Origin of the sequence: Acinetobacter haemolyticus (genome assembly GCF_003323815.1) — a bacterium.
Classification (GTDB): domain Bacteria; phylum Pseudomonadota; class Gammaproteobacteria; order Pseudomonadales; family Moraxellaceae; genus Acinetobacter; species Acinetobacter haemolyticus.
The window spans coordinates 18,446-43,793 of sequence record NZ_CP030880.1 but is presented as its reverse complement, the minus strand read 5'-3'; the positions used below and the strand labels follow the sequence as shown (position 1 = coordinate 43,793).

The window sequence follows — 25,348 nt, the reverse complement described above, 5'->3', positions numbered from 1 at the left end:
GCTTAACCTCCCGTTTTGACAAGAACTTCACGATTTTCACGGTCAATTGGATGGATTTTTTGTTGCTCACGTAACAAATGTACCCCTCCAACGACAACCCAATCGGTTGCCTTTAAACCAGAAATAACGGGCACCCTGTCACGTGCATAAGCACCTAAAGTCACAGGAACTTTACGTAATGTTTTATCTGTATTGACCACCCAGACATAGGCTTGTTGATCCGTCGCAGTAACACTCGATAAAGGTACACTCAATACATCATTTTCATTCGATACAAAGAATACGCGAGCACTTTGACCTAACTGGATACTGGACTGACCTTCGAGTAAGGAAACTTTAACAGTGAAAGTACGAGATTGATCTGCTGCTGGTGATACTTCACGCACCTTTGCAGCAAAACGAGCATCGGGTTGTGACCATAAAGTTACCCATGCAGGTTGCCCAACTTTGATTGCACTGACCGCTTGCTCAGGCACGCCAAAGACAACTTCTCGTTCGCCATCAATTGCCAATTGATATGCTGCTTGTCCTGCAGCCACCACTTGCCCAACCTCAATTTGACGCTGAGTAATCACCCCTTTCTTATTGGAGATTAGCTGGTTATAACCGGTTTGATTTGCAGAAACTTGGTAGTTAGAGCGTGCTTGCTGTAGATTTGCTTGAGCAGATTCATATTGATTTTTCACGGCATCAAACTGTGAACGGCTCACCGCATTGACAGGTAACAATTGCTGATATCGTTGGTATTCTTCCGTAGCAATTTTGGCTGCCGCCTCAGCACTTTGTAATTGTGCCTTCGCTGCATTCATTTGCAATTGAGCATCTTTTACATCAAGTTTAGCCAAGACTTGCCCAACATTGACTCGATCACCCACCTCAACATACCGCTCCGTCACCTGTCCCCCGACACGAAACGCCAAAGCAGTTTGCTGTCTTGCTTGTACATCACCTGCATAACTTTTTTGATCTGTGTGATTACGACTCGGTTGCGTCACCATGACATAAGGAATTTCCTCGGTTTTAGGAAGCTCTTTTTGGCATGCTGATAAAGTGACACTGCTGAGTACGAGCAACCCCACAATGACATGATTTAGCAAATTCATCTTTTTTCGCTCTTATTCAAATAGATTTTTTAAGGCACAATAAGTTTATTGACAGTTACCATCATAAATTGTTTAATTTTTAATTAATATACCCGTAAGTACATTAATTAAAAATTAAATCTAGATTTATGATTTTTGGTTAAATTTAAAGAGAAAGATAACGTGCAAATTCAAAGTGGTCGTCCCAAAGATTTAGAGAAAAGAGCCAAAATCTTGCAGGCTGCAAAAGCTATTTTCTTAAAGATGGGCTATCACGCTGCCAATATGAATCAAATTGCCCAAGAAGCAGGTGTGACTAAACTGACGGTGTATAACCACTTCCAAGATAAAGCCAATTTGTTTATTTGTGCGATTGAGGAAACCTGTGAAGAATCAATTTGTGCAAAAGAGTTTGTACTCACAGCTGAAACCAATTTTGAACAAGCGCTTTATCTGATGTGTCATCGTGCCCTCAGTATTATTTATTTACCTGAAGCGATTAAGTTAGACCGCGTCCTATTTGAGTTAGCTGCCGAAAGTAGTCCATTAACGCAACAATTTTTTGATGCATCACACACGCGTATGAGCCATGTGTGGTGTGATTTTTTTGAGCAAGCAATTAAGCTGAAATTTATTCAAGCAGATGATCCACTCAAGCAGACATCACTCATCATATCGTTGATGCTAGGGGTACGTCATCACAGCGTTTTACTCGGGCTAGATACGGTTCCTTCAGCCGATGAATTAGATCAGGTGATCCAACAAGCAATCGAGATATTTTTGCTTAAATATCAAACTAAAAGTTAGAGAATTTTCACATTTTTTTACGTTCTGCTCTTGGATTGTTGCTCAATCACGCTATAGTCAAATGAGAACATCAGGAGAAATAGAATGATTCAGCAAATCACTGCTCCATTACGTGAAGATGTCCGCTTATTGGGCAATCTACTCGGTGAGACCCTAAAACAACATGCAGGGCAAGATTTGTTTAATCAAATCGAACAAATTCGCGCATTAGCCAAAGGCGCTCGTGACGGTCAAATCGAAGCAGAAAAGCAATTAGAACAACTTTTCCTTGGTTTAAAAGATGAAGAAATCTTGCCACTGACGCGTGCATTCTCACATTTTTTAAACTTTGCAAATATTGCCGAGCAGTACCATGTGGTACGCAATCGTCGTCAGGCTGAGTTTGACGAGCAAGTCCCCAACCCTAACCCTCTCGCACCACTATTCGAAAAGTTCAAAACACAACAAATTTCGGCACAACAACTATTCCAACAAATTTGTGACCTGAACATTGAATTGGTATTGACCGCTCATCCAACGGAGATTAGCCGTCGCACCTTGATTCAAAAATATGATGATATTACCGATTGTCTTTCTCGACTGGATCAACAAAAGTTAACGCCAAAAGAGCGTCAGCAAGCCATTGCGGTACTCAAGCAGCTTATCAGTTCTGCTTGGCAAACGGATGAGATTCGACAACACCGCCCAACCCCAGTAGATGAGGCCAAATGGGGCTTTGCAACCATTGAGCAATCGTTATGGAATGCAGTTCCTAAATTTATCCGTGAGCTGAATGAACTTACTCAGCAACATTGTCAAAAGGAGCTACCACTCGACATCGCCCCAATCCGTTTTGCATCTTGGATGGGTGGAGATCGTGATGGTAATCCAAATGTCACGCATCAAGTGACTCAAGAGGTGCTGTGGTTGTCACGCTGGCAAGCGGCTGATTTATATCTCCGTGATATCGAAAATTTACGCTGGGAACTCTCCATCCAAAGTTGCTCGCAAGAATTAACCGATGCGCTGGGTTATGCCCATCCTGAGCCTTATCGAGAATATTTGCGTGACACCCGTGAACGTTTAAAAGCCACCAGAACTTGGTTAGGACAGCGTCTTCAGGGCATTGAAGCGGATGACAGCAATATTATCCGAACCAAGGATGAACTGTTAGCGCCCTTATTGCTTTGCTACCGCTCACTGATGGACCGTAATCTCGCCGAGATTGCCAATGGACAATTGCTGGATTTTATTTACCGTGTGAACTGCTTTGGTATTGAGCTGCTAAAACTCGATATTCGCCAAGAATCAGGACGTCATCGCCAAGCTGTTTCAGCCATTACTGAATATTTAGGCTTAGGTAATTTTGAATCATGGACAGAACAGGCACGACAAAACTTCTTGATTCAAGAACTTCAAAGTAAGCGTCCATTACTTCCAAAATTTTTTAATGAGCCTGAAGGCAGCCTCATTCAGCATCCTGATGTATTGGAAGTGTTTGCCACCATGCGTACTTTAGCTGAACAACCAGCAGAGAGCTTAGGTGCCTATATTATCTCCATGGCAGAATATCCAAGCGATGTATTGGCAGTTTTATTACTGCAAAAAGAGGCCGGCATTCAACATCCGCTTCGTGTAGTGCCTTTATTTGAAACGTTAAAAGATCTCGACGGCGCAGCCAAAACCATGGATACCTTGTTCAATATGCATTGGTACAAACAGCATATTCAAGCTAAACATGAAGTCATGATTGGTTATTCGGATTCTGCTAAAGATGCAGGTTTTATGTCTGCCAACTGGGCACAATATCGTGCACAAGAAGAATTGACTGCAATTGCCAAAAAACATGGCGTACAACTGACCTTATTCCATGGTCGAGGCGGCTCGATCAGTCGTGGTGGTGCTCCAACCCAACAAGCTTTATTCTCTCAGCCACCGGGGTCGATCTCAGGGGCGATTCGGGTGACTGAACAAGGTGAAATGATTCGCTTTAAGTTCGGGTTAGAAGGAATTGCCTTACAAAACTTAGAGATTTATACCGCTGCGACACTTGAAGCGACCTTGCTTCCCCCTCCTGTACCAAAGCAAGAGTGGCGCGCCTTGATGAATCAAATGACGGATTTATCGGTTCAAGTCTATCGTCAGACCGTACGTGAAAATCCAAACTTTGTACGTTATCTGCGGACGGTCACACCAGAATTAGAGTTGCAAATGTTACCTCTCGGTTCTCGTCCAGCGAAACGTAAAGTCAGTGGTGGAATCGAATCACTTCGTGCAATTCCATGGGTATTCGCATGGACACAGATTCGCTTGATGCTTCCCGCTTGGCTCGGTACAGGCACGGCGATTAATCAAGTTCACGAACAACACAAGAAAACCTTGGATGAGATGCTGGAGCAGTGGCCTTATTTCCAAACGTTGATTGATATGTTGGAAATGGTGTTGTCCAAATCCGATGCTGATATTGCCTTGTATTACGAATCTCATCTCACACAGGATCAGGATCTCAAAGTATTGGGCGTAGAACTGCGCCAACGCTTGCAAAATGCGGTGGATACCTTATTGAGACTCAAAGGTGAATCAAAACTACTGAGCAACAATGAGGTATTGGATCAATCAATGCAGGTGCGCAAACCTTATTTACTTCCCTTGCATTTGCTACAAGCAGAATTGATGAAACGTCGTCGTGTTTATCTGGCTGAGCATCAGACCGAACATAGCCCTGTTGATCATGCCTTGATGGTGAGCATCGCGGGGATTGCAGCGGGTTTACGCAACACAGGCTAAGCCCTTATACACAAGGTCGCCATCAACAGAAATCATCGCTGTTGATGGCAGCATTGGCAAAATATTCCATTTCTATGAAAATTTTTAGAAAAAATTTAAAAAATTATTTTGAAAATAAGATAGTTAACTTTTCAAGCAATCTAAGCAAAATAAAGAATAAATCCGATAAGTTATTTTGAAACATATTTTACCAAAAGGTAAAAAAATCAAACTTCAAAGCCTGATCTTCTCCACCTCTCCCAGATCAATAGGTTAAAGCTGGTTTTAATAAAGAGTATGATACGCGCTGATATCACATCATGAGTCTAATTTATGTCCAGTTGGTTTCCAAAATGGCAACCGTATCAGGGAAAGATTGATCATCGCCCTGTTGCGACCAATGAATATTTACCGCCCTTACAAAGTGCGGTGCTAGGGGTTCAACACGCATTTGCAATGTTCGGAGCAACGGTATTGGCACCGTTACTCATGGGTTTTAGCCCAAATCTGGCCATTCTCATGTCAGGGATTTGTACCATCCTATTCTTCTTCATGACAGGTGGACGTGTTCCCAGTTATTTAGGCTCAAGCTTTGCTTTTATTGGTGTAGTCGCAGCCGCAACAGGACACATTACGGGCTCAGGAGCCAACCCCAATTTATCGGTCGCTTTAGGTGGCATCATTGCATGTGGTGTACTGTATACACTGATTGGTTTTGCGGTGATGCTGACAGGAACACGCTGGATTGAAAAATTAATGCCACCTGTAGTAACAGGTGCTGTGGTGATGATTATCGGTTTAAATCTCGCACCAATCACCATCAAAAGCGTTGCAGGACAACCTTTTGAAATGTGGATGGCATTGATCACGGTCTTGAGTATGGGACTGATTGCTGTCTTTACCAAAGGCTTATTACAGCGTTTACTCCTGCTCGTCGGTTTATTGGCTGCATATGCAATTTATGCGATTGCCACTAATGTTTTGGGACTCGGCAAAGCCATTGATTTCTCGCAAATCGCAGAGGCACCTTGGTTCGGTATTCCAAGTTTTTCACATCCGACCTTTGAGTTGAATGCAATGTTGATCATTGCCCCTGTTGCCTTAATTTTAGTCGCTGAAAATTTGGGTCATATCAAAGCTGTCGGTGCGATGACTGGAGAAAATCTTACGCCTCATCTGGGTAAAGCTTTCGTCGCGGATGGCGTTGCGACCACCTTATCAGGAAGTGTCGGTGCACCAGGTATGACCACCTATGGCGAAAATATTGGGGTCATGGCTGTCACGCGTGTTTATTCCACCATTATTTTTGTCATCGCTGGTGTATTCGCGATTTTCCTCGGGCTTTCGCCTAAGTTTGGTGCCGTGATCAGTACCATTCCAACTGCCGTATTGACGGGTGCTTCGATCGTGGTATTTGGTTTGATTACCATTGCTGGGGCTAAAATCTGGATCGAAAATAAAGTTGATTTCTCCAATAATAAAAATCTAATTGTTGCCTCTGTGACGGTGATTCTTGGTGCAGGAAACTTTGAATTACTGTTCGGTAACTTTAATTTAGGCGGAATTGGTACCGCTACTTTTGCAGCCATTTTATTAAACTTATTGTTTAGCATAAAAGATAAAAACTAAACTTCAAGGCAGCGCTAAGCTGCCTTTTTTATTCATATCATTATCCCGCTATCTTGCATTAATCTAAGGTATGATGAATTTTTAACTTTCAATACATTCGCTCATGCGTTTTGATTTTTTTGATTTGCAACTGGTTCTTCATATCGTCAGCACAGGGAGTTTGACCAAAGGTGCTGAGCGTTCCGCAATCTCGCTACAAGCCGCCAGTGAGCGGATAAAAAAACTGGAACAATATTTTGAAATCCCGTTATTTATTCGGCATACGACAGGGGTTGAGTTGACTACCGCAGGACACGCTTTCGTTGAGCATGCTCAATGTCTTATGTTACAAAAAAATCAATTAGAGCAAGACATGCAACGTTTTCGGGACATCACACCTCAATCCTTGACATTGTGGTGTAATTCTTCTGCACAGAGTGAATATTTACCTAAACTTTTGCCACAGTACCTTGTCCATCATCCCGAAATCAATCTAGACCTGCATGAAGCGGAAAGCTCAGAAATTGTTGATGCGCTCACCCAAGGCATCGCTAAATTAGGTCTAGTGTCCAGTTTTTTTGACACCCGACACTTACAAACCAAAGACTTTGCCAGTGATCCTTTGGTGTTGATTTGTCCGATCTCACATGCTTTAGCACAACATGATCATATCAATCTACTGGATACATTGAACTATAGCTTTATTGGTTTGATGCCACACCACTCTTTGCAGCAATCGATTGACACCCAAGCTAAATTGTTAGGTTTTGACATCCAATATCGTCTACGACTCCCCAACTTTTCTGCGATTGCTGAGGTGGTTACCAAAGGCGTCGGGATTGCCATCATGCCTGCACGTGCTGCACAGCGCTTACATGCAAATTATCATTTTCATTCGGTGCAATTACTCGGTGCATGGGCAAATCGTAAGCTGCTTTTGGCAACACAGGACTTCAAGCAACTTCCATTATGTTATCAACAATTTGCAGATTTTTTATTGCAACATCGCCCTTAGAGATCGCTCAATGTAAAAACATATAGCCGCCTAGCGTCACTAAACCCATAAAAAAAATACGGCGAAACTTCTGTTCATCTAACTGATAACGTATTTTTTTACCAAACCACATTCCGATCAATGCAGCCAACAACGCTAAAATAGACAATCGATAATCTAAGACTACGCCCGACATCGGGTTATGATGTAAAAAAACCGCCAAACAAATCGTAGAAACCGTAAAAGTAAGCCCAAGTGCTTGTACCAACTCATCTCGTTTAAGCTGTAAGGATTGTAAATACGGCACAACAGGAATAATAATCACCCCTGTTGCTACTGTCACAGCCCCTCCCAAATACCCAATCACAGGAGATAACCAGCGTTCATGCGCAGTCAATTGTGGAAGTTTATTCACACATAAACCATAAAGCCCATAAATCGCCAACATACTGCCTAGAAGTAACTCACTACTTTGACCATGACTTTGATTCAATGTGGGTAGAAAACTCCAAACCGAACCAATCACGATCCCGAGCAACAAAGACCAAAAACGGCGAATAAACGCCCACACTTGTCCTTCAGCAAAAAGTTGCCAGATATTAGTGACCATAGAAGGCACGATGAGCAACGCTGCTGCTTGAAATGGACTCATGGCAATGGTGAGCAATCCCATTGAAACCGCGGGTAGACCTAGACCAATCATGCCTTTAATCATGCCCGCAAAAGCAAAAACCAACACGATAATGGCTAAAAAAGTCACTGCTTAACTCCGATCTGTTATCGAAATCATGTTAAGCAAAAACAGAAACTTACCCTATTCTTTATTTTGGAAGGAGGCCTCAATGAGAGCTTGAGGCCATTTTGTATTTTTCTTCGAGTACATTACTTAAAATACTTTCAATCATCCAAACTCGATACAAACTATTAAACACATAGCTTTGCTCATCAATACGTAGTTCTAAAACAGGAAAATCAGGTTGATGTTTCTGCTGACAAAGTTCATCATTTTGTTTTAATAGCAACTCAACATCCTGCTCTGTCAACTCCTTGATACCCAAGTGCCGCTGCATGCGTTGGAAGTGTGCTTTGAACGAAAGATCTTTACCTCTCGTCCAAACTGCCTCCAAAATTTGATGAATACAATCCACTTGCTCGTCTTTCGGCACACTATAGAATAACTTCGCCATATCATAGGTGGCTTCTTTGGTTGGACGACAAAACGGCGTAAACATCACCTCTGTTCGTTTTGAAACACGCGTCGCCAAGCTCCAGTCAAACCAATCACGCCCTTGATAACTCAATGGATAAATCGTGAGCTGAATATTGTAATAATCTGCAAGCTCTTCTTTGATATACGCCAATAATAACCAACTCATTGGATCTTCAAGCGCGATATACAAATCTAATTCAGCATGCATGGCCTGAATTTCTGTTAAGGATTCGGTATCGTTAATTAAATGCTCACGCCATTCGATATGATTAATCAGAAAAATAGGTGTTCCCGTTAATAATTTTTGTTGTTTTAACCGTCGTGTTAAACGCAATAAATCATCAACCGCGTGGTACTTCCGCTCACTCAATTCGAAATAGCTAGCAGCGACAGGAACATCTTTAAAAATCCGCTCAGGATAATCCTGTGGCTTTTGATGTCGACTCGCCATTGCATATAAGGTACGTAGTTTTCCATATTGCTGTTGCCATAACATATGAAAAACATCTTCCAGCAAGTGCAAAAAATTCTGTTCTCTTAACGGTGTATTTCTTAGAATCGTTTCTGCTTGTTGTAATGCTTCTGGACGAGGAATTTCGGGTGTTTCATCAAAGCCAAAACGATGTTGTTTCGCCAAAATCTTAGCGTCATTTAAACAGTAACGCTGCCAGTCCTGTGGTGACATTCCATTTGGTGGTTCAGCATCTTGTTTGGAAATGATGACCTTTAATGGCTTCAGCTCATCACTCAAGATCTCATTCAGTTGAGCCAATTGCTGTACAGCTAGATAGCTATAGACATCGTCTAAACGTAGGTAAATGCTTAAACCCTGCTCCGTAGGTAGTACCGCCTGACGCGAAGGTTTTTGGTAAAACCAACTCGATCGGATGGGATCAAACCAACGACGTAACAAAGACATGTCGATCGCCTCTAATGGTCTCAAATAGATGATGGGTAGGTTGTACTCAGACTTGCAATCAAACAAGTGAGTAAATAAGGCTATTCAGTATCTTATAAAATGAAAAAAAAGTCCCCCTGAGATGCGATTATAGCATCGCAAGTAAGAGGGACTGAGTTGGCTTACAAAACTCGTACTGCACCTTTGGCTGCACTAGTTGAATGCAACGCGTAAATCTTCAATGACTTAGAAACTTTACGTTTACGTTCTTCGGCAGGATGCCAACCTTTTGCCTCTTGAACGGTACGACGATGCGCCATGGTTGCATCATCAACATCGAGGTGAATGGTACGGTTTGGAATATCGATTTGAATAGTATCGCCATCTTCAACCAAACCAATTGCACCACCTTCAGCCGCTTCTGGTGATACGTGACCAATTGACAAACCTGAAGAACCACCTGAGAAACGACCATCGGTAATCAAGGCACAATCCTTACCTAAGCCTTTCGACTTCAAGTAACTGGTCGGATACAACATTTCTTGCATACCCGGACCACCACGTGGGCCTTCGTAGCGAATCACAACAATGTCACCTGCCACTATTTTATGATCCAAAATCGCTTCAACAGCAGAATCTTGGCTTTCAAAAACACGTGCTGTGCCTGTGAATTTCAGGATTGATTCATCCACACCTGCAGTTTTTACGATACACCCATCTAAGGCAATGTTGCCGTAAAGCACCGCCAAGCCACCATCTTTAGAGAAGGCATGTTCCGCATTACGAATCACACCTTTTTCACGGTCACCATCAAGTGTTGAGTAATAACGGTTTTGTGAGAATGCCACTTGCGTAGGAATACCACCCGGTGAAGAGCGGTAGAACTCATATACATCCACATCTTCAGTGCGAATAATATCCCACTTGTCTAAAGCATCTTTCAGTGTTTTTTCATGTACAGTTGGGCATGAGGTATTCAATAGATTGGCACGATCAAGCTCACCTAAGATCGCCATGATGCCACCAGCACGGTGCACATCTTCCATATGCACATCTGATTTAGCAGGGGCAACTTTAGACAGTACAGGTACCTGACGTGATAAACGGTCGATATCATCCATGGTGAAATCAACTTCTGCTTCGTGTGCAGCAGCAAGTAGATGCAAGACCGTATTGGTTGATCCACCCATCGCAATATCAAGCGTCATGGCATTTTCAAAAGCCGCTTTGGTTGCAATTGAGCGTGGCAAAATGCTGTCATCATTCTGTTCGTAATAACGTTTCGCAAGTTCAACCACTAAGCGACCTGCTCTTAAGAACAATTTTTCACGATTGGCATGGGTTGCCACGATGGAACCATTACCTGGAAGCGATAAACCAAGTGCTTCCGTTAAACAGTTCATTGAGTTGGCAGTGAACATACCTGAACATGAACCACAAGTAGGACATGCAGAGCGTTCGAAAGCAGCAACTTCTTCATCGGTATAGCTTTCGTCTGCCGCAACCACCATCGCATCGACAAGGTCAATCGCTTTCTCATCGCCACGGAATTTAACTTTACCCGCTTCCATTGGGCCGCCAGATACGAACACCACTGGAATGTTCAAACGCATAGCCGCCATGAGCATTCCTGGTGTGATCTTGTCACAGTTCGAGATACATACCATCGCATCTGCACAGTGTGCATTGACCATATATTCCACAGAGTCCGCGATCAAATCACGCGAAGGCAATGAATACAACATGCCGTCATGACCCATCGCAATGCCATCATCAACAGCAATGGTATTAAATTCTTTTGCAACGCCACCCGATGCTTCAATTTCTCGCGCAACCAGTTGCCCTAGATCTTTAAGATGCACGTGGCCTGGAACAAATTGGGTAAATGAGTTGACCACCGCAATAATAGGTTTGCCAAAATCTTCATCTTTCATACCTGTCGCACGCCATAAACCGCGCGCGCCAGCCATATTTCTTCCATGTGTTGATGTTTTCGAACGATAATCAGGCATTTTGTATTCCCAACAAGTTTGTGCTCGAGATGAATGGGACATTCTCTCTGGCGAAATGATACTGAGCTAAACCCATCATACTACAAGTTATCGCTTAACTGATGACCACAGAAACTATCTTTTTTGCTCAAAAGCTATTCCTTCCGTTCAATTAGGGGCTATGGGCTTTTTGGCTTATAATTTGCGGTAAGTTTTCTTTGGATTATCTTCGTGAAAATCATTTTTGCTGGTACGCCCGAATTTGCGGCAACCGCATTGGCGGCATTATTAAAAACATCCCACCAGATTATAGCGGTTTATACTCAGCCTGATCGTAAATCAGGACGTGGGCAAAAACTAACACCCTCTCCTGTAAAGCAACTCGCACTTGAACATGGCTTACCTGTTTTTCAACCCCTGCATTTTAAAGCGTCGACTGAAGAAGGTTTAGCTGCCCAACAAGAGTTGGCAGCTTTAGGCGCGGATGTCATGGTGGTCGCTGCTTATGGTTTAATCTTGCCACAAACCGTATTAGATACACCCAAATACGGTTGCTTAAATATTCACGGCTCTCTGTTACCTCGTTGGCGTGGTGCTGCACCGATTCAACGTGCCATTGCCACTGGTGACGATGAAACAGGGATTACCATCATGCAAATGGCAGCAGGCTTGGACACAGGCGATATGATGTATAAAACCTATTGCCCAATCACTGCAGCAGATACCTCTGCAACATTGCATGACAAACTGGCAACGCAAGGTGCTGAAGCGATTTGTACCGTGCTTGAATCAGAACAAAGCCTACAGGACTTCATTGCCAAACGTGAAGTGCAAGATGAAACACACACTGTTTACGCACACAAATTAGTCAAAACAGAAGCACGCATCGACTGGACACAAACGGCAATCCAAATCGATCGCAATATTCGTGCCTTCAATCCTTGGCCTGTGGCTTTTATCCAGCTTGATGAAAATAATGCGCTACGTGTTTGGGGATCAATGCTCTCTCAACATAGCAAAGCAGATGCGCAAATCGGTGAAATCTTGGCGATTGATAAACAAGGTGTACATGTCGCTTGTGGTGATAACAGTACCGTGTGCTTAACCAGTTTACAGTGGTCAGGGGGTAAAGCGCTTAATCCTGTACAAATTGCCCAAACACAAAAATTGAACATTGGACAAATTCTCCCATGAACCCATCAAATCAATCATCTGCAAAAAATTTGAATCTGCGTGCGCAGGTGATCAAAACACTTTTGGCTGTTCAAAATGGGCAATCTTTGTCTTCCGTTTTGAATCAACATATCAATATGGTGTCTGAACGTGACCGTGGTTTATATCACGAGCTTACTTTAGGTTGTTTACGCCAATGGTATTCTTTAAAAGCCATTACCTTACCATTGCTCACAAAACCGTTAGACAATGAAGCCCTAGAAAGTTGTTTATATCTTGGTTTATATCAAATTTTATGTACACGTATTCCTGTACATGCTGCAATTTCAGAAACGGTAAATGCTGCTAAGCAACTCGGTTTCGAGCCAATGAGTGGTTTGGTCAATGCGATTCTGCGTCGTGTTTCACGTGAAACAGATGAATTTGAAACAGCTTTGAATAATACCCATGGTTTACCAAGTTGGTTATTCAAACGACTCAAAAAAGATTGGCCTGAGCAAGTAGAGCCACTCTGCCAAGCCTTAAAACAAGTCGCGCCACTGACTTTGCGCGTCAATGAACGCCAAGTCAGTCGTGACGAATATCTAGATATTTTGGATGAAGAGCAAATCGATGCTCGTGAATGCGAATTTTCTGATGTCGGTATTGTTCTTAGGCAAACTGGCAATATAACGCTTTTACCTGGTTTCGAAGCAGGCGGATTTTCAGTTCAGGATGAACATGCGCAGTTGTGTGCCACTCTGTTACCCGATTTAGATGGCAAAGTTGTGGTCGATGCATGTGCTGCGCCAGGGGGTAAAACCGCACATATTCTAGAACGGTTTAATCCTAAAAAGCTGATTGCGATCGACCAAGACCCTAAACGTATTGTTCGTATTGGTGAGAACCTAGAGCGCTTGGCTTTAAATCTAGATAATGTTGAGATTTTAGTTGCTGATGCCACCACGTGGCAGGCGCAAGAACCTGTCGATTGCATCGTGCTGGATGCGCCGTGTTCTGCAACAGGTGTCATTCGTCGCCATCCAGATATTCGCCTACTCAGACAATCTACAGACATTGCTCAAACGGTTGCGCTACAGCAACAAATTTTGCAACAGATGTGGCAACAGCTTAAAGTCGGTGGCACATTGCTCTACATCACCTGCTCAATTTTAAAAACAGAGAATGAACAGCAAATGGTCAAATTCTTTGCTGAACATCCAAATGCCAAAGAGATTAAAATCACTGCGGATTGGGGCATTGAACAGATGCATGGTCGTCAGCTTTTACCTTCTGATCAATCAGGTGATGGTTTTTATTATTGTCGTATCCAGAAGATTGCCTAACACAAACAAGAAAGCCATACATCGATGTATGGCTTTCTGAATTCTGATCTACGTATTTTTATACGCTATCGTCCTTTTGTTCGGGATGACGCATCAAATGTATAATTGAAAGTGCCAATCCGCCCCACAACAAGGTGATTGCAACGATCATCATGATTAAAGCTGAACTATTCATCCTAATCTCCTAACGATTCTTTAAGCTGCTCATAAACAACGCACCGATTGCGCAGAATAAGATACAACCCCAACCAAACCAAAGCTGTAAGCTCATTGCATAATCACCATAGCCTTTTTGCAATAAAGCACTTAATGCAAGACCCAGTGTGGAAATCAAAACAACAGGTGTCACGATGGTTAATGTGATCTCCCAGACTGGACCCAGTTGCACTGTTGAAACACGATTAACATGCTGTTCCAATTGTTTCATCAATGAGCGCTTGAACCATGACACCATGATGATTGACACTAATGCACCTGAAACAATACCCAAGTTGTTGATAAAGTGATCAATAATATCGACGAGCTTAATCGCATTGGCACTTGAGAATAAGAAGATCGAAACAGCACCTGTACCACCACCAATGATCGTAACGGCTTTTGCACGACTCCAACTCAACTTGTCCTGCATCGCAGAAATCGGCACCTGTAAGATACTCACCATCGAGGATACGCCTGCTACAAACAGCGAGGCAAAGAACAAGATGCCGAACAACTCAGCCCCTGCACCCAAGCTTGAAATAATCTTTGGAAACGCAATAAATGCTAAGCCAATCCCACCACTCACGACATCCTGAACGCTAGTTCCTGCCGCATGTGCCATAAAACCTAAAGCCGCGAAGACACCAATACCCGCTAAAATTTCAAACGATGAGTTGGCAAAACCAATCACGAGGCCTGAGCCGGTTAAATTGGTTTTTGGCTTCAGATAAGAGGCGTAGGTCACCATGATCCCAAATCCAATCGACAAGGAAAAGAAGATATGACCATAAGCAGCCAACCAAACTTTATAGTTCTTCATCGCTTCCCAGTTTGGGGTGAAGAAGGCATTCAAACCATCTACCGCACCAGGTAAACGTAAAGCCTGAATGACTAAAATACCAAACAGTACCAATAAGATCGGCATGAAAATACGGTTTGCAAGTTCAACCCCTTTTCGCACACCGCCATACAAGATGAACAGTACTAAAGCCCACACCCCGATCAACGGCCAAAATAAATGACTGATAAAGGTCATATCAAAGCCAGAGGATTGTGAAGTGGCTAAAAAGTTACTAAAGAAAAAGCTTTCTGGGTCTGTGCCCCAACTTTGACCAAAAGAGAAATAAATATAACTGCCTGCCCACGTCAATACACTGGCGTAATACAAGGCAATCACGATACACACACAAGCTTGCCACCACCCTAAAGGTTCTGCTGGCTTGCTGAGCTGTTGATACGCTTTTGGTGGTGCACCGTTACTACGATGTCCCACGGCATAGTCTAAAAATAACAACGGTAAACCCGCTGTTAATAATGCAACCAAATAAGGGATTAAGAACGCACCACCGCCGTTCTCATATGCAACATAAGGGAAGCGCCAAATGTTTCCTAATCCGATCGCCGAACCGATTGCGGCAATAATAAAACCTGATCGTGCCGACCAGTGCTCACGAGTATCTGTCATAAAATAACCTAATCCTAAGGCAACTTTTGATGCTGCTGTTATCTGTTTGTTGTACTGCTAGCAAAAAAAGTACCAATGCAAATCCTATTATTGTTTGAACTAGAAAAAACCTTTTGAGTTTTATTTTCTTATATCCAAACCAGCAAAAATTAGAAAATCTTTCCTTAAAAAATTTCGCTAATTTTTGCCCGTTGATGATTGAACAATACCCTTTTTTATTTATTTTTACTGTAAATTCTGCAAAAAAAATCTGCCGTTCATCGCTAATTCCAACACAATTGATTATTTTTCAACTCAATCGAGGAGGTGCCGTTTAAATTTATCAATTGCTCCAAAAATTAAGCCTGTTGATCCTGATATACAAGCATTTAGTTTTTGATTCGATAATGCCCTGTGATCTTATACTGAAATAAAATATCGGATTCTTCTGTACCACGACCAATGTTATGCAAAATTAACGGTGTTTTCTGCAGAAAGCTTTTTTTATCCGAAACAATACCGATGTGTACCAACCCTTTTCCTAAATCCCACGTGACAATATCTCCAGCACGATATTGTTGGTCAGTGACTCGATAACCTTTTCGCTGGAAATAGGTCGCAATGTTGGGCACTCGCCGATGATCGATATTTTTATCAGGTGCTTTGAGTCCCCATTTATTTGGATACAGGCTGAAATGCTTACGCATGTCCTCATGGATCCCTTGTTGTAAATCGATGCCTTGCTGGCGAAGTGCCCGTACGACCACATCTGTACATACGCCTTTAATCAACGGAACATCTCCCATCGGGTACGCTAAACGTGTGTAAGCAGGATCATAATATTTGGTCACACCGATTTGCTTTCTGGCATCGGTTACCAGCTGTTGTGAAGAAAATGCCGATACAGACATCGTCCATGCAAAACAAACAGCCAGTAAAATTGGTTTACGCCATCTCATCATGATATCTCTTTAATCACCAATAAGCGTTCTTCCTGCATATCACGAATCGCAGCATGAATTCCCTCACGCCCCAAACCAGAATCTTTCACGCCGCCATACGGCATATTGTCAACGCGGAAGGTTGGAACATCATTGATAATCACCCCACCCACATGCAAATGATCCCATGCATACAGCATATGATTTAGGCTTTGGGTATATACTCCTGCTTGTAACCCGAAACGGCTTTGATTAATTGTCGCAATGCCCTGCTCAAAGTTTTTAAATTTTTCTAAAATTGCGACTGGGCCAAATGCTTCATCTTTATAAACCTCAAGCTTGGCATCAACATTTTCTAGCAATGTAGGTTCCAGTAAAACACCGTGTAGATTTCCGCCGATCAGTATTTTTGCACCTTTCTTTTCTGCCTTATCGATCCACTTTTTGAGACGCGTTGCTTCCGCTGATTTGATCATTGGGCCCACCAATGTAGTGGATAATGTTGGATCATCCGCTTTGATCTTTTTCAGCTTTGCCAAGAGTTTCTTTTTCACTTCAGCATAAATATCAGCATGTATTAAGATACGCTGCACACTAATACAAATCTGACCCGCATGCCCATATGCAGCACCAATCAAACGGTCAATCAAAGCATCATCGACTACAGTATCGGCATCGATGAGTACCGCAGCATTGCCTCCTAACTCTAAAGTTACTTTCTTGCGACCTGCACGTGCTTTCATATCCCAACCAACTTGATCAGAACCTGTAAAGCTCAGCAATTTAAAACGGTCATCTGTCACGAGAATATCCGCAGCTTGTCGTTCGCAAGGCAATATAGACCAAGCGCCTTTCGGTAAGTCCGTCTCTGCCAGTACTTCGGCAATTTTCAACGCACTAATCGGCGTTAAACTCGCTGGTTTCAGTACGAATGGACAACCCGCGGCAATCGCAGGGGCAATTTTATGGGCAACTAAATTCAGTGGAAAATTAAACGGACTAATGAGAGATACAGCACCAATCGGTACTTGCTTGACCATGCCACGATAGCGTGCTGCTGCAGGCGTAACTGCCAAAGGTAACACACGACCTTCATCGATTTGAGTGACTGCATCTGCCGCCAACTGAAAGGTATTAATCAAACGCTCAACTTCTGCACTCGCAGCATTGCGTGGTTTGCCGCCTTCAGCAATTAAAATTTCGGTCAATTCATCACGTAATTCATTAAATCGTTTCACACAATGCAGTAAGATTTTTTGCTTTTGATACGGTTTTAATGCGGCCATCTCTACTTCAGCTTTGACTGAGGCTACGATTGCTTTTTCTAGCACTTTGTCATCTGCCACAGCAACACGAGCAAAAACGGTCTGCTGATATTTATTCTGAACCTCCAGCCACTGTCCTGTACTGACCGCTTTACCCGCCACATACAGTGGATAATCCTTCACATTTTCTAGCTCTGTCATTGTTGTTGTCTCTTTGCAAAAAATTAAAAATAGACTACTGCATCTTTGCCTAGTTCACTATATGATGCGCCCAATCACAGATGAATTCACAACAATTCATTACGCTTTTGATATGAATTAGGACAATACGATGAAAGAATTAAAAATATCAATCTTGGCTTTAGGAATAAGCCTTTGTGGGCTAGCACAAGCGGATGTGATTGGTGTAAAAGCTGATGCCAGTTATTGGTTTTATGATGGAAAAGCTCAAGTTAAGCCAAATAATATAAGCTCTCTATCCAATCACACAGGTGCAGATAACCTTTTGTTAGATCCATATGCGGGTTATAGAGAATATGATTTAGAACGTAAAGGTTCAGCTCAGATCTCTCTTGCATTTGAACACCCTATCCCTTTACTACCCAATGCTAAAATTCGCTATGTAAATTTAAAATCACAAACTGAAAAAGAAGTCGCGGGCCAACCGATTTATGATCTTGATATCGATCATACCGATTTTATTTTATATTATGAGATCTTAGACAATATCATCGATGCAGATGTTGGTTTAGGTGCAACCACTCTAAATGGCCATGTCAAAACCTTATCTGCAAGCAATACTGACATTGATAAAACCGTTCCTGTGATCTATGGATCTGCTGGGGTCAAGCTACCATTTACAGGTCTCAGTGCCAAAGGCGAACTGTTATATAGCAACTTCAATGATACCAAGATCACTGATGCGCTAGCCGAGTTACAATATAACTTTATTGATAATCTGCTGGTCGATGTCGGCTTAAAAGCAGGCTATCGAATCTTAGATATTAAATTGGATGACTACAAGAAAAATGATCTTAAATTTGATTTCAAGGGACCTTATATCGGAATCGACATTCACTTCTAACATCTGAATATCACATAAAAAGCCCTGAATCACTCAGGGCTTTTTTTATTTATAGTTGAATTGGAAATACCAACAGCAACAGTATCACCGTAATACACCCGATAAAGATATTCATCGGTAAGCCCACCTTGATAAAATCACTAAAACGATAATTTCCCGGTCCCAATACCATCAAATTGGTTTGATAACCTAGTGGTGTCGCAAAACTTGCCGAAGCTGCCATCATAATCGCGAATACAAACGGAATCGGATTTAAATTCGCCTGTTCCGTAATCGCTAGTACAATCGGCAAAGTCAGCAAAGCGGCTGCGTTATTGGTGATCACTTCAGTTAATAAGGAGACAAAGAAATACGTCAAAATCAGCAATAAAATCGCTTCACCTGCACTAAAATGCACGATGAATTGTGCCAGCATCTCAGCAACGCCTGTCTTCTCTAAAGCAGTACCTAAAGCAAATGACGCCGCAATAGTTAAAATAACAGTCAAATCTAAACTTTTCTCAGCTTGTTTCACCGTCAAACAACGGCAAGCGAGCATCGCACCTGCAGCCAATAATGCTGCATTTAGCATACTCAACACACCAAAACCTGCTGCAGTTACAGCCGCAAGTAAAATCCCCCAAGACAATAATGCTTTGTCATGTTGCAATGGTTCATGATCTAACTCATTTACCAATAGAAAATCTTTATTGTATTTTTGACGTGTAACAAAGGCTGGACGAGCTTCCAATAGCAGCGTATCACCGGCCTGTAATTTGATGTTACCCAATCCACCTTTTAAACGTTCACCATTACGTGCTACAGCCAATACAACTGCACCATAACGATTACGGAACTTGGAATCACGAATGGCGCTTCCGATCGCATCACAGTGAGGAGATACCACAGCTTCAACCAATCGGCGCCCTGCATGTGTTTCTTCTAAGGCCGATTTTTCATCAATACTATCTGGCGCCACTAAACCATGAATTTTTAACAACTCAGTAATTGCTTCAGTGTCTCCCGCGAAAACTAGACGATCATTGCCAAATAAAATTTCATCTGAAGAAACTGCTGATAAAACCGTTTGTTGGCGTTCAATTTCAACCAGATAGACCCGTTTTAAACTTCTGAGACCTGCTGCTGCAACCGATTGCCCCACCAATGGCCCATTCGGGCTTACAATCACTTCTAAAGTAAACTCTCGCAGATTGGAAAATACATTTTGCTCTTGATGATTTGGCAATAACTTGGGTGCAAACCAATACATGATAAACATACCAATGATCGCAACAGGTAAGCCAATAATCGTGATATCAAATATCCCAAAACCCACTTCGCCTGTAAGCGCTTGGTACTGACCATTAACCACCAAATTAGTACTGGTTCCAATTAACGTAATTGTCCCACCTAAAATCGCGGTATAACTTAATGGAATCATTAACTTGGAAGGTGCAATCCCAATTTTCTTCGACCAACTATTTAAAGCGGGAATCATCGTAGCAACAACAGGCGTATTATTTAAAAAAGCACTCAGTGGCGCAATCGGCAAAAAGATTCGCAACAGTGCCATACGTTCTGTTTTAGGTGTGCCCAATAGTTTATTCACAAAAAGGTCGATGCCACCGGAGTTGGAAATTCCTGCAGCCACCACAAACATCGCAGCCACAGTAATCAAACCTGAATTACTAAAACCAGCCAATGCCTCTTGCGCAGTTAATATGCCCAACACGCTTAATATCGTCAAAATTGCCAACATCACGATATGTGGGGCAATTCTTGAAAAAATCAGCGTAAGCAGTCCTGCTAGCGTCAATGCTAACGATAACCAACCTTCCCAACCCATGAGGCAGTCTTTCCACAACTATATAATTTTCCGAATTTTATATAGTTAAAGATGATATACAAATGCGATTTACAGCTAACCTTAGCTAAAATTGTGATAAGAAGATGCATCTATATCGATTTATCTGGTAAAAATCACACAATCCAATCTAAGCATAATGTAAGCCTAAGCCTACATTAATCGGGGAAATTGACGAATATACAACGCCTCTGATTCATCTTAATATATAAATCATACAGAGACAGGAAGTCTCATTGAAAATAACAAGACCCACAGGAAGTGGTTGTTTATAGGAAGTAAACAACAATAAACTGAATATGAAGAAGCCCCATCAGGATGATGGGGCTTCTTTTTATGTTTGGCTTTTTAAATATTGAATAGTCTCTGTTTCCTTATTTCAAACTTTTAGACGACTACGAAATCCCCGCGTCGCATAATAAGATTGCGCACCATTATGATAAGTAAATACTCGACCATAGCGGCTATCACAAAATATCGCCCCGCCTAGTTCCCGAATATCATCCGGTGTTTTTACCCAACTCGATGTCTTTAAATCAAAACCCTCAATAGTTTGCAGTTGTCTATATTGGTCTTCCGTTAATAACTCAACGCCCATTTCTTCAGCGACATCAAGTGCGTTATTTTTGGGTTTATGTTCTTTACGTGCATCTAAGGCAGCTCGATCATAACACAAACTTCTCCGCCCTTTAGGGGACTCAACAGCACAATCATAAAACACAATAGTCGATGTTTTTGAATCAAAGCAAACAACATCGGGTTCACCACCTGTCATTTCCATTTGATTCAAGGACCATAATTTCTTTGGCTGTTGTTTTAATTGATCTGCTACATCCACCCAATCTAGCCCTTGATGTCGATGCATATTTTGCTCAAATCGTTGTTTTAAACCCATCATCAACGTATTGATTTGCTCTGCATTTAAATCTTCTTTTTTCGTCATTTTAATTCTCTAAATATTTACTCTAATAAATTGGAGTTTAAGCTTAATTATTTACTCCAAAAATACTGACACTGCTGACATTTATAACCACTTGTATAAGAAAACAAAGGAAAACCTATTAATAAAAATAGCAAATAAGCTGGCTTTTTACCCTTAATATAAACCTCTATATCATGGCTTCCACACTGAGGACAACAGTCTTTCTCTCCTTCAAACTCTTGCTCTAGTAACTCACTAAAATCTTGGGTAAGAATCATTTTTGCTTCATCTTCATAAGCATTAGGTACCAGTAAACGCACACCACCTAAAGCATTAGAATAAAGCCAATTCATGTTAATCGTATGTTCATTTTCAATTTGGGCAGGAATGCCAGCAGCTTCTAATTGTGTTTTTGCAATTTGCGCTTCATATGGAAAAGAGAAGCTTTTTACGACGATCCAAGTCATTGCATAAAGCTCTTAAACTAAATAGGTAAGTATATAAAATTCCGCCCAATAAAAAACACCCCAACCTCTCTCGAGATTGGGGTGTTTGAATTTAAAAGCTGGCGATGACTTACTCTCACATGGCAAGTGCCACACTACCATCAGCGCGAAGAGGTTTCACTTCTGAGTTCGGGAAGGGATCAGGTGGTTCACTCTTGCTATTGTCGCCAGCAAACTGTTTTGGCTTTGGGTGGTCTTACTTTTGAACTTATTATTAAGTTCATGCCACTTAGTACCGAAAGAGTTATTAACGGATTAGTTAATCGAGTCGTATTGTAACTAGTTTTGACACTAAATCAAGTTATGTATTGAATTTATCTTGAATACAACAACTGTTTGGGTGTTGTATAGTCAAGCCTCACGAGCAATTAGTATTGGTCAGCTTCACACGTCACCGTGCTTCCACACCCAACCTATCAACGTCCTAGTCTCGAACGGCTCTTTAGAGGAATAAATTCCTAGGGAAATCTTATCTTGAGGTAGGCTTCCCGCTTAGATGCTTTCAGCGGTTATCCCTTCCGAACATAGCTACCCGGCGATGCGACTGGCGTCACAACCGGTACACCAGAGGTTCGTCCACTCTGGTCCTCTCGTACTAGGAGCAGATCCTCTCAAATTTCCAGCGCCCACGGTAGATAGGGACCGAACTGTCTCACGACGTTCTAAACCCAGCTCGCGTACCTCTTTAAATGGCGAACAGCCATACCCTTGGGACCTGCTTCAGCCCCAGGATGAGATGAGCCGACATCGAGGTGCCAAACACCGCCGTCGATATGAACTCTTGGGCGGTATCAGCCTGTTATCCCCAGAGTACCTTTTATCCGTTGAGCGATGGCCCTTCCATACAGAACCACCGGATCACTAAGACCTACTTTCGTACCTGCTCGACTTGTGGGTCTCGCAGTTAAGCGCGCTTTTGCCTTTATACTCTACGCGTGATTTCCGACCACGCTGAGCGCACCTTCGTACTCCTCCGTTACTCTTTAGGAGGAGACCGCCCCAGTCAAACTACCCACCAGACATGGTCCTCGTCCCGGATAACGGGACAGAGTTAGAACCTCAACATTACCAGGGTGGTATTTCAAGGACGGCTCCATTGGAACTAGCGTTCCAACTTCAAAGCCTCCCACCTATCCTACACAAGTAAGGTCAAAGTTCAATGTCAAGCTGCAGTAAAGGTTCACGGGGTCTTTCCGTCTAGCCGCGGGTACACTGCATCTTCACAGCGATTTCGATTTCACTGAGCCTCTGCTGGAGACAGCGCCGCCATCATTATGCCATTCGTGCAGGTCGGAACTTACCCGACAAGGAATTTCGCTACCTTAGGACCGTTATAGTTACGGCCGCCGTTTACTGGGGCTTCGATCAAGAGCTTCGCTTACGCTAACCCCATCAATTAACCTTCCAGCACCGGGCAGGCATCACACCCTATACGTCCACTTTCGTGTTTGCAGAGTGCTATGTTTTTAATAAACAGTTGCAGCGGCCTGGTTTCTGTGGCTGCCAATAGCTCAGGGAGCAAGTCCCATCACCGTCAGCAGCGTACCTTCTCCCGAAGTTACGGTACCATTTTGCCTAGTTCCTTCAGCAGAGTTCTCTCAAGCGCTTTGGTCTACTCGACCTGACCACCTGTGTCGGTTTCGGGTACGATTCCTGTGTAACTGAAGCTTAGAGACTTTTCCTGGAAGCATGGTATCAGCCACTTCACTGTACAAGTACAGCTTGCTATCGACTCTCAGCATAGAGCACCCCGGATTTGCCTAAGATGCATGCCTACTGTCTTCCACCTGGACAACCAACGCCAGGCTGACTTAACCTTCTCCGTCCTCTCATCGCATTACACAGAAGTATTGGAATATTAACCAATTTCCCATCGACTACGCCTCTCGGCCTCGCCTTAGGGGTCGACTCACCCAGCCCCGATTAACGTTGGACTGGAACCCTTGGTCTTTCAGCGAACGGGTTTTTCACCCGTTTTGTCGTTACTCACGTCAGCATTCGCACTTCTGATACCTCCAGCATACTTCTCAATACACCTTCATCGGCTTACAGAACGCTCCCCTACCACTTGACTTAAAGTCAAATCCGCAGCTTCGGCACATAGTTTTAGCCCCGTTACATCTTCCGCGCAGGCCGACTCGACTAGTGAGCTATTACGCTTTCTTTAAAGGGTGGCTGCTTCTAAGCCAACCTCCTAGCTGTCTATGCCTTCCCACATCGTTTCCCACTTAACTATGATTTTGGGGCCTTAGCTGGCGGTCTGGATTGTTTTCCTCTTGACTACGGACGTTAGCACCCGCAGTCTGTCTCCCGGATAGTACTCATTGGTATTCGGAGTTTGCATCGGTTTGGTAAGTCGGGATGACCCCCTAGCCGAAACAGTGCTCTACCCCCAATGGTATTCGTCCGAGGCGCTACCTAAATAGCTTTCGGGGAGAACCAGCTATCACCAGGCTTGATTAGCCTTTCACCCCTATCCACAAGTCATCCCCTGGCTTTTCAACGACAGTGGGTTCGGTCCTCCAGTTAGTGTTACCCAACCTTCAACCTGCTCATGGATAGATCGCCTGGTTTCGGGTCTATACCCAGCAACTATACGCCCTATTAAGACTCGATTTCTCTACGGCTCCCCTATGCGGTTAACCTCGCTACTGAATATAAGTCGCTGACCCATTATACAAAAGGTACGCAGTCACACCACGAAGGTGCTCCCACTGCTTGTATGCATGCGGTTTCAGGATCTATTTCACTCCCCTCACAGGGGTTCTTTTCGCCTTTCCCTCACGGTACTGGTTCACTATCGGTCAGTCAGGAGTATTTAGCCTTGGAGGATGGTCCCCCCATATTCAGACAAGGTTTCACGTGCCTCGCCCTACTCGTCATCATTGTGTGTGCCCTTTCGTGTACGGGAATATCACCCTCTACGTTCGCACTTCCCAGAGCGTTCCACTAGAACACACACAACTTAATGGGCTGATCCCCGTTCGCTCGCCGCTACTAAGGGAATCTCAATTGATTTCTTTTCCTAAGGGTACTGAGATGTTTCACTTCCCCTCGTTCGCTTCATAAGCCTATGTATTCAGCTTATGATACCCGCCTTATAGCGGGTGGGTTCCCCCATTCAGATATCTCCGGATCAAAGGATATTTGCCGCCTCCCCGGAGCTTTTCGCAGGCTATCACGTCTTTCATCGCCTCTGACTGCCAAGGCATCCACCACATGCACTTAATTACTTGACTATACAACCCCAAACAGTCGCTAACCCTTACAAGTAAGGTTAGGACAGATTGCTATGTTTGTTTTTCAACTCAC

Annotated in this window: 18 protein-coding genes and 2 rRNA genes; 7 read left to right on the top strand and 13 right to left on the bottom strand. The window is 43.0% G+C overall.

Going from position 1 to position 25,348, the window contains the following annotated elements; translation table 11 throughout:
- Positions 1-2: 2 nt before the first annotated feature.
- Positions 3-1,103: an efflux RND transporter periplasmic adaptor subunit gene (locus DS737_RS00180; RefSeq protein ID WP_008942076.1), complete on the bottom strand. Its 1,101-nt coding sequence runs from the start codon at positions 1,101-1,103 to the stop codon at positions 3-5.
- A gap of 162 nt (positions 1,104-1,265) precedes the next feature.
- Between DS737_RS00180 and DS737_RS00175 the strand changes: the two genes are divergently transcribed.
- The 4 genes from DS737_RS00175 (at position 1,266) to DS737_RS00160 (ending at position 7,257) form a co-directional block, all read left to right on the top strand.
- Positions 1,266-1,889, top strand: coding sequence for a TetR/AcrR family transcriptional regulator (locus DS737_RS00175; RefSeq protein WP_005088817.1), 624 nt, complete (start codon positions 1,266-1,268; stop codon positions 1,887-1,889).
- Positions 1,890-1,973: 84 nt separating this feature from the next.
- Positions 1,974-4,655, top strand: a complete 2,682-nt coding sequence (gene ppc / locus DS737_RS00170; protein WP_113996485.1) for a phosphoenolpyruvate carboxylase — start codon at positions 1,974-1,976, stop codon at positions 4,653-4,655.
- Between the two features lie 312 nt (positions 4,656-4,967).
- Positions 4,968-6,263, top strand: coding sequence for a solute carrier family 23 protein (locus DS737_RS00165; RefSeq protein WP_113996484.1), 1,296 nt, complete (start codon positions 4,968-4,970; stop codon positions 6,261-6,263).
- Between the two features lie 103 nt (positions 6,264-6,366).
- On the top strand, positions 6,367-7,257 hold the full coding sequence (locus DS737_RS00160; protein ID WP_113996483.1) for a LysR family transcriptional regulator: 891 nt from the start codon (positions 6,367-6,369) through the stop codon (positions 7,255-7,257).
- Positions 7,258-7,264: 7 nt separating this feature from the next.
- On the opposite strand, the gene DS737_RS00155 is transcribed toward DS737_RS00160, so the two are convergent.
- The 3 genes from DS737_RS00155 to ilvD form a co-directional block, all read right to left on the bottom strand.
- Positions 7,265-7,996: a sulfite exporter TauE/SafE family protein gene (locus tag DS737_RS00155; protein ID WP_004637287.1), complete on the bottom strand. Its 732-nt coding sequence runs from the start codon at positions 7,994-7,996 to the stop codon at positions 7,265-7,267.
- A gap of 79 nt (positions 7,997-8,075) precedes the next feature.
- Positions 8,076-9,365 (bottom strand): hypothetical protein, encoded by a 1,290-nt coding sequence (locus DS737_RS00150; RefSeq protein WP_005087402.1) that lies wholly within the window; start codon positions 9,363-9,365, stop codon positions 8,076-8,078.
- Positions 9,366-9,526: 161 nt separating this feature from the next.
- Positions 9,527-11,356, bottom strand: coding sequence for a dihydroxy-acid dehydratase (ilvD, locus tag DS737_RS00145; RefSeq protein WP_113996482.1), 1,830 nt, complete (start codon positions 11,354-11,356; stop codon positions 9,527-9,529).
- Between the two features lie 210 nt (positions 11,357-11,566).
- Between ilvD and fmt the strand changes: the two genes are divergently transcribed.
- Positions 11,567-12,529 (top strand): methionyl-tRNA formyltransferase, encoded by a 963-nt coding sequence (fmt, locus tag DS737_RS00140; RefSeq protein WP_005088823.1) that lies wholly within the window; start codon positions 11,567-11,569, stop codon positions 12,527-12,529.
- Complete coding sequence (gene rsmB, locus DS737_RS00135; RefSeq protein WP_008942069.1) at positions 12,526-13,833, top strand: 16S rRNA (cytosine(967)-C(5))-methyltransferase RsmB; 1,308 nt, start codon at positions 12,526-12,528, stop codon at positions 13,831-13,833. Before fmt ends, rsmB begins: the two co-directional genes overlap by 4 nt.
- Before the next feature lie 58 nt (positions 13,834-13,891).
- Here the strand turns inward: rsmB and DS737_RS00130 are convergent, their stop codons facing one another.
- From DS737_RS00130 to DS737_RS00110, 4 genes are all read right to left on the bottom strand, one after another.
- Positions 13,892-14,008: a methionine/alanine import family NSS transporter small subunit gene (locus DS737_RS00130; RefSeq protein WP_005087409.1), complete on the bottom strand. Its 117-nt coding sequence runs from the start codon at positions 14,006-14,008 to the stop codon at positions 13,892-13,894.
- 9 nt (positions 14,009-14,017) lie between these two features.
- A complete protein-coding gene (locus DS737_RS00125) occupies positions 14,018-15,496 on the bottom strand; it encodes a sodium-dependent transporter (protein WP_005088826.1) in 1,479 nt (492 codons plus the stop codon).
- A 368-nt stretch (positions 15,497-15,864) separates the two neighbouring features.
- On the bottom strand, positions 15,865-16,437 hold the full coding sequence (locus DS737_RS00115; RefSeq protein ID WP_017396287.1) for a DUF1287 domain-containing protein: 573 nt from the start codon (positions 16,435-16,437) through the stop codon (positions 15,865-15,867).
- Positions 16,434-17,882 (bottom strand): aldehyde dehydrogenase family protein, encoded by a 1,449-nt coding sequence (locus DS737_RS00110; protein WP_113996481.1) that lies wholly within the window; start codon positions 17,880-17,882, stop codon positions 16,434-16,436. The genes DS737_RS00115 and DS737_RS00110 overlap by 4 nt, the downstream gene beginning before the upstream one ends.
- A gap of 130 nt (positions 17,883-18,012) precedes the next feature.
- Between DS737_RS00110 and DS737_RS00105 the strand changes: the two genes are divergently transcribed.
- Entirely contained in the window at positions 18,013-18,765 is a 753-nt protein-coding gene (locus DS737_RS00105) for a TIGR04219 family outer membrane beta-barrel protein (protein WP_075314259.1), read from the top strand.
- Between the two features lie 49 nt (positions 18,766-18,814).
- Here DS737_RS00105 and DS737_RS00100 read toward each other — a convergent pair whose 3' ends face one another.
- From DS737_RS00100 to DS737_RS00080, 5 genes are all read right to left on the bottom strand, one after another.
- Entirely contained in the window at positions 18,815-20,590 is a 1,776-nt protein-coding gene (locus DS737_RS00100; protein WP_113996480.1) for an SLC13 family permease, read from the bottom strand.
- Positions 20,591-20,987: 397 nt separating this feature from the next.
- Positions 20,988-21,551 carry a DUF4256 domain-containing protein gene (locus DS737_RS00095; protein ID WP_113996479.1) on the bottom strand — a complete coding sequence of 188 codons (564 nt, stop codon included), beginning with the start codon at positions 21,549-21,551 and terminating at the stop codon, positions 20,988-20,990.
- A 47-nt stretch (positions 21,552-21,598) separates the two neighbouring features.
- The gene (locus DS737_RS00090; protein ID WP_075314255.1) at positions 21,599-21,997 is read right to left on the bottom strand and encodes a putative signal transducing protein; all 399 of its coding nucleotides are present in this window, start codon (positions 21,995-21,997) and stop codon (positions 21,599-21,601) included.
- A gap of 96 nt (positions 21,998-22,093) precedes the next feature.
- A 5S ribosomal RNA gene (gene rrf, locus DS737_RS00085) occupies positions 22,094-22,208 on the bottom strand.
- Between the two features lie 175 nt (positions 22,209-22,383).
- Positions 22,384-25,275 (bottom strand): 23S ribosomal RNA (locus tag DS737_RS00080).
- Positions 25,276-25,348: the final 73 nt, after the last annotated feature.

Excerpts from the sequence above, each read along its gene's own strand:
- DS737_RS00180 (WP_008942076.1), bottom strand. The coding sequence starts at position 1,103 with ATGAATTTGCTAAATCATGTCATTGTGGGGTTGCTCGTACTCAGCAGT.
- ppc (WP_113996485.1), top strand. The coding sequence starts at position 1,974 with ATGATTCAGCAAATCACTGCTCCATTACGTGAAGATGTCCGCTTATTG.
- DS737_RS00165 (WP_113996484.1), top strand. The coding sequence starts at position 4,968 with ATGTCCAGTTGGTTTCCAAAATGGCAACCGTATCAGGGAAAGATTGAT.
- DS737_RS00160 (WP_113996483.1), top strand. The coding sequence starts at position 6,367 with ATGCGTTTTGATTTTTTTGATTTGCAACTGGTTCTTCATATCGTCAGC.
- DS737_RS00150 (WP_005087402.1), bottom strand. The coding sequence starts at position 9,365 with ATGTCTTTGTTACGTCGTTGGTTTGATCCCATCCGATCGAGTTGGTTT.
- ilvD (WP_113996482.1), bottom strand. The coding sequence starts at position 11,356 with ATGCCTGATTATCGTTCGAAAACATCAACACATGGAAGAAATATGGCT.
- rsmB (WP_008942069.1), top strand. The coding sequence starts at position 12,526 with ATGAACCCATCAAATCAATCATCTGCAAAAAATTTGAATCTGCGTGCG.
- DS737_RS00130 (WP_005087409.1), bottom strand. The coding sequence starts at position 14,008 with ATGAATAGTTCAGCTTTAATCATGATGATCGTTGCAATCACCTTGTTG.
- DS737_RS00125 (WP_005088826.1), bottom strand. The coding sequence starts at position 15,496 with ATGACAGATACTCGTGAGCACTGGTCGGCACGATCAGGTTTTATTATT.
- DS737_RS00115 (WP_017396287.1), bottom strand. The coding sequence starts at position 16,437 with ATGATGAGATGGCGTAAACCAATTTTACTGGCTGTTTGTTTTGCATGG.
- DS737_RS00110 (WP_113996481.1), bottom strand. The coding sequence starts at position 17,882 with ATGACAGAGCTAGAAAATGTGAAGGATTATCCACTGTATGTGGCGGGT.
- DS737_RS00105 (WP_075314259.1), top strand. The coding sequence starts at position 18,013 with ATGAAAGAATTAAAAATATCAATCTTGGCTTTAGGAATAAGCCTTTGT.
- DS737_RS00100 (WP_113996480.1), bottom strand. The coding sequence starts at position 20,590 with ATGGGTTGGGAAGGTTGGTTATCGTTAGCATTGACGCTAGCAGGACTG.
- DS737_RS00095 (WP_113996479.1), bottom strand. The coding sequence starts at position 21,551 with ATGACGAAAAAAGAAGATTTAAATGCAGAGCAAATCAATACGTTGATG.
- DS737_RS00090 (WP_075314255.1), bottom strand. The coding sequence starts at position 21,997 with ATGACTTGGATCGTCGTAAAAAGCTTCTCTTTTCCATATGAAGCGCAA.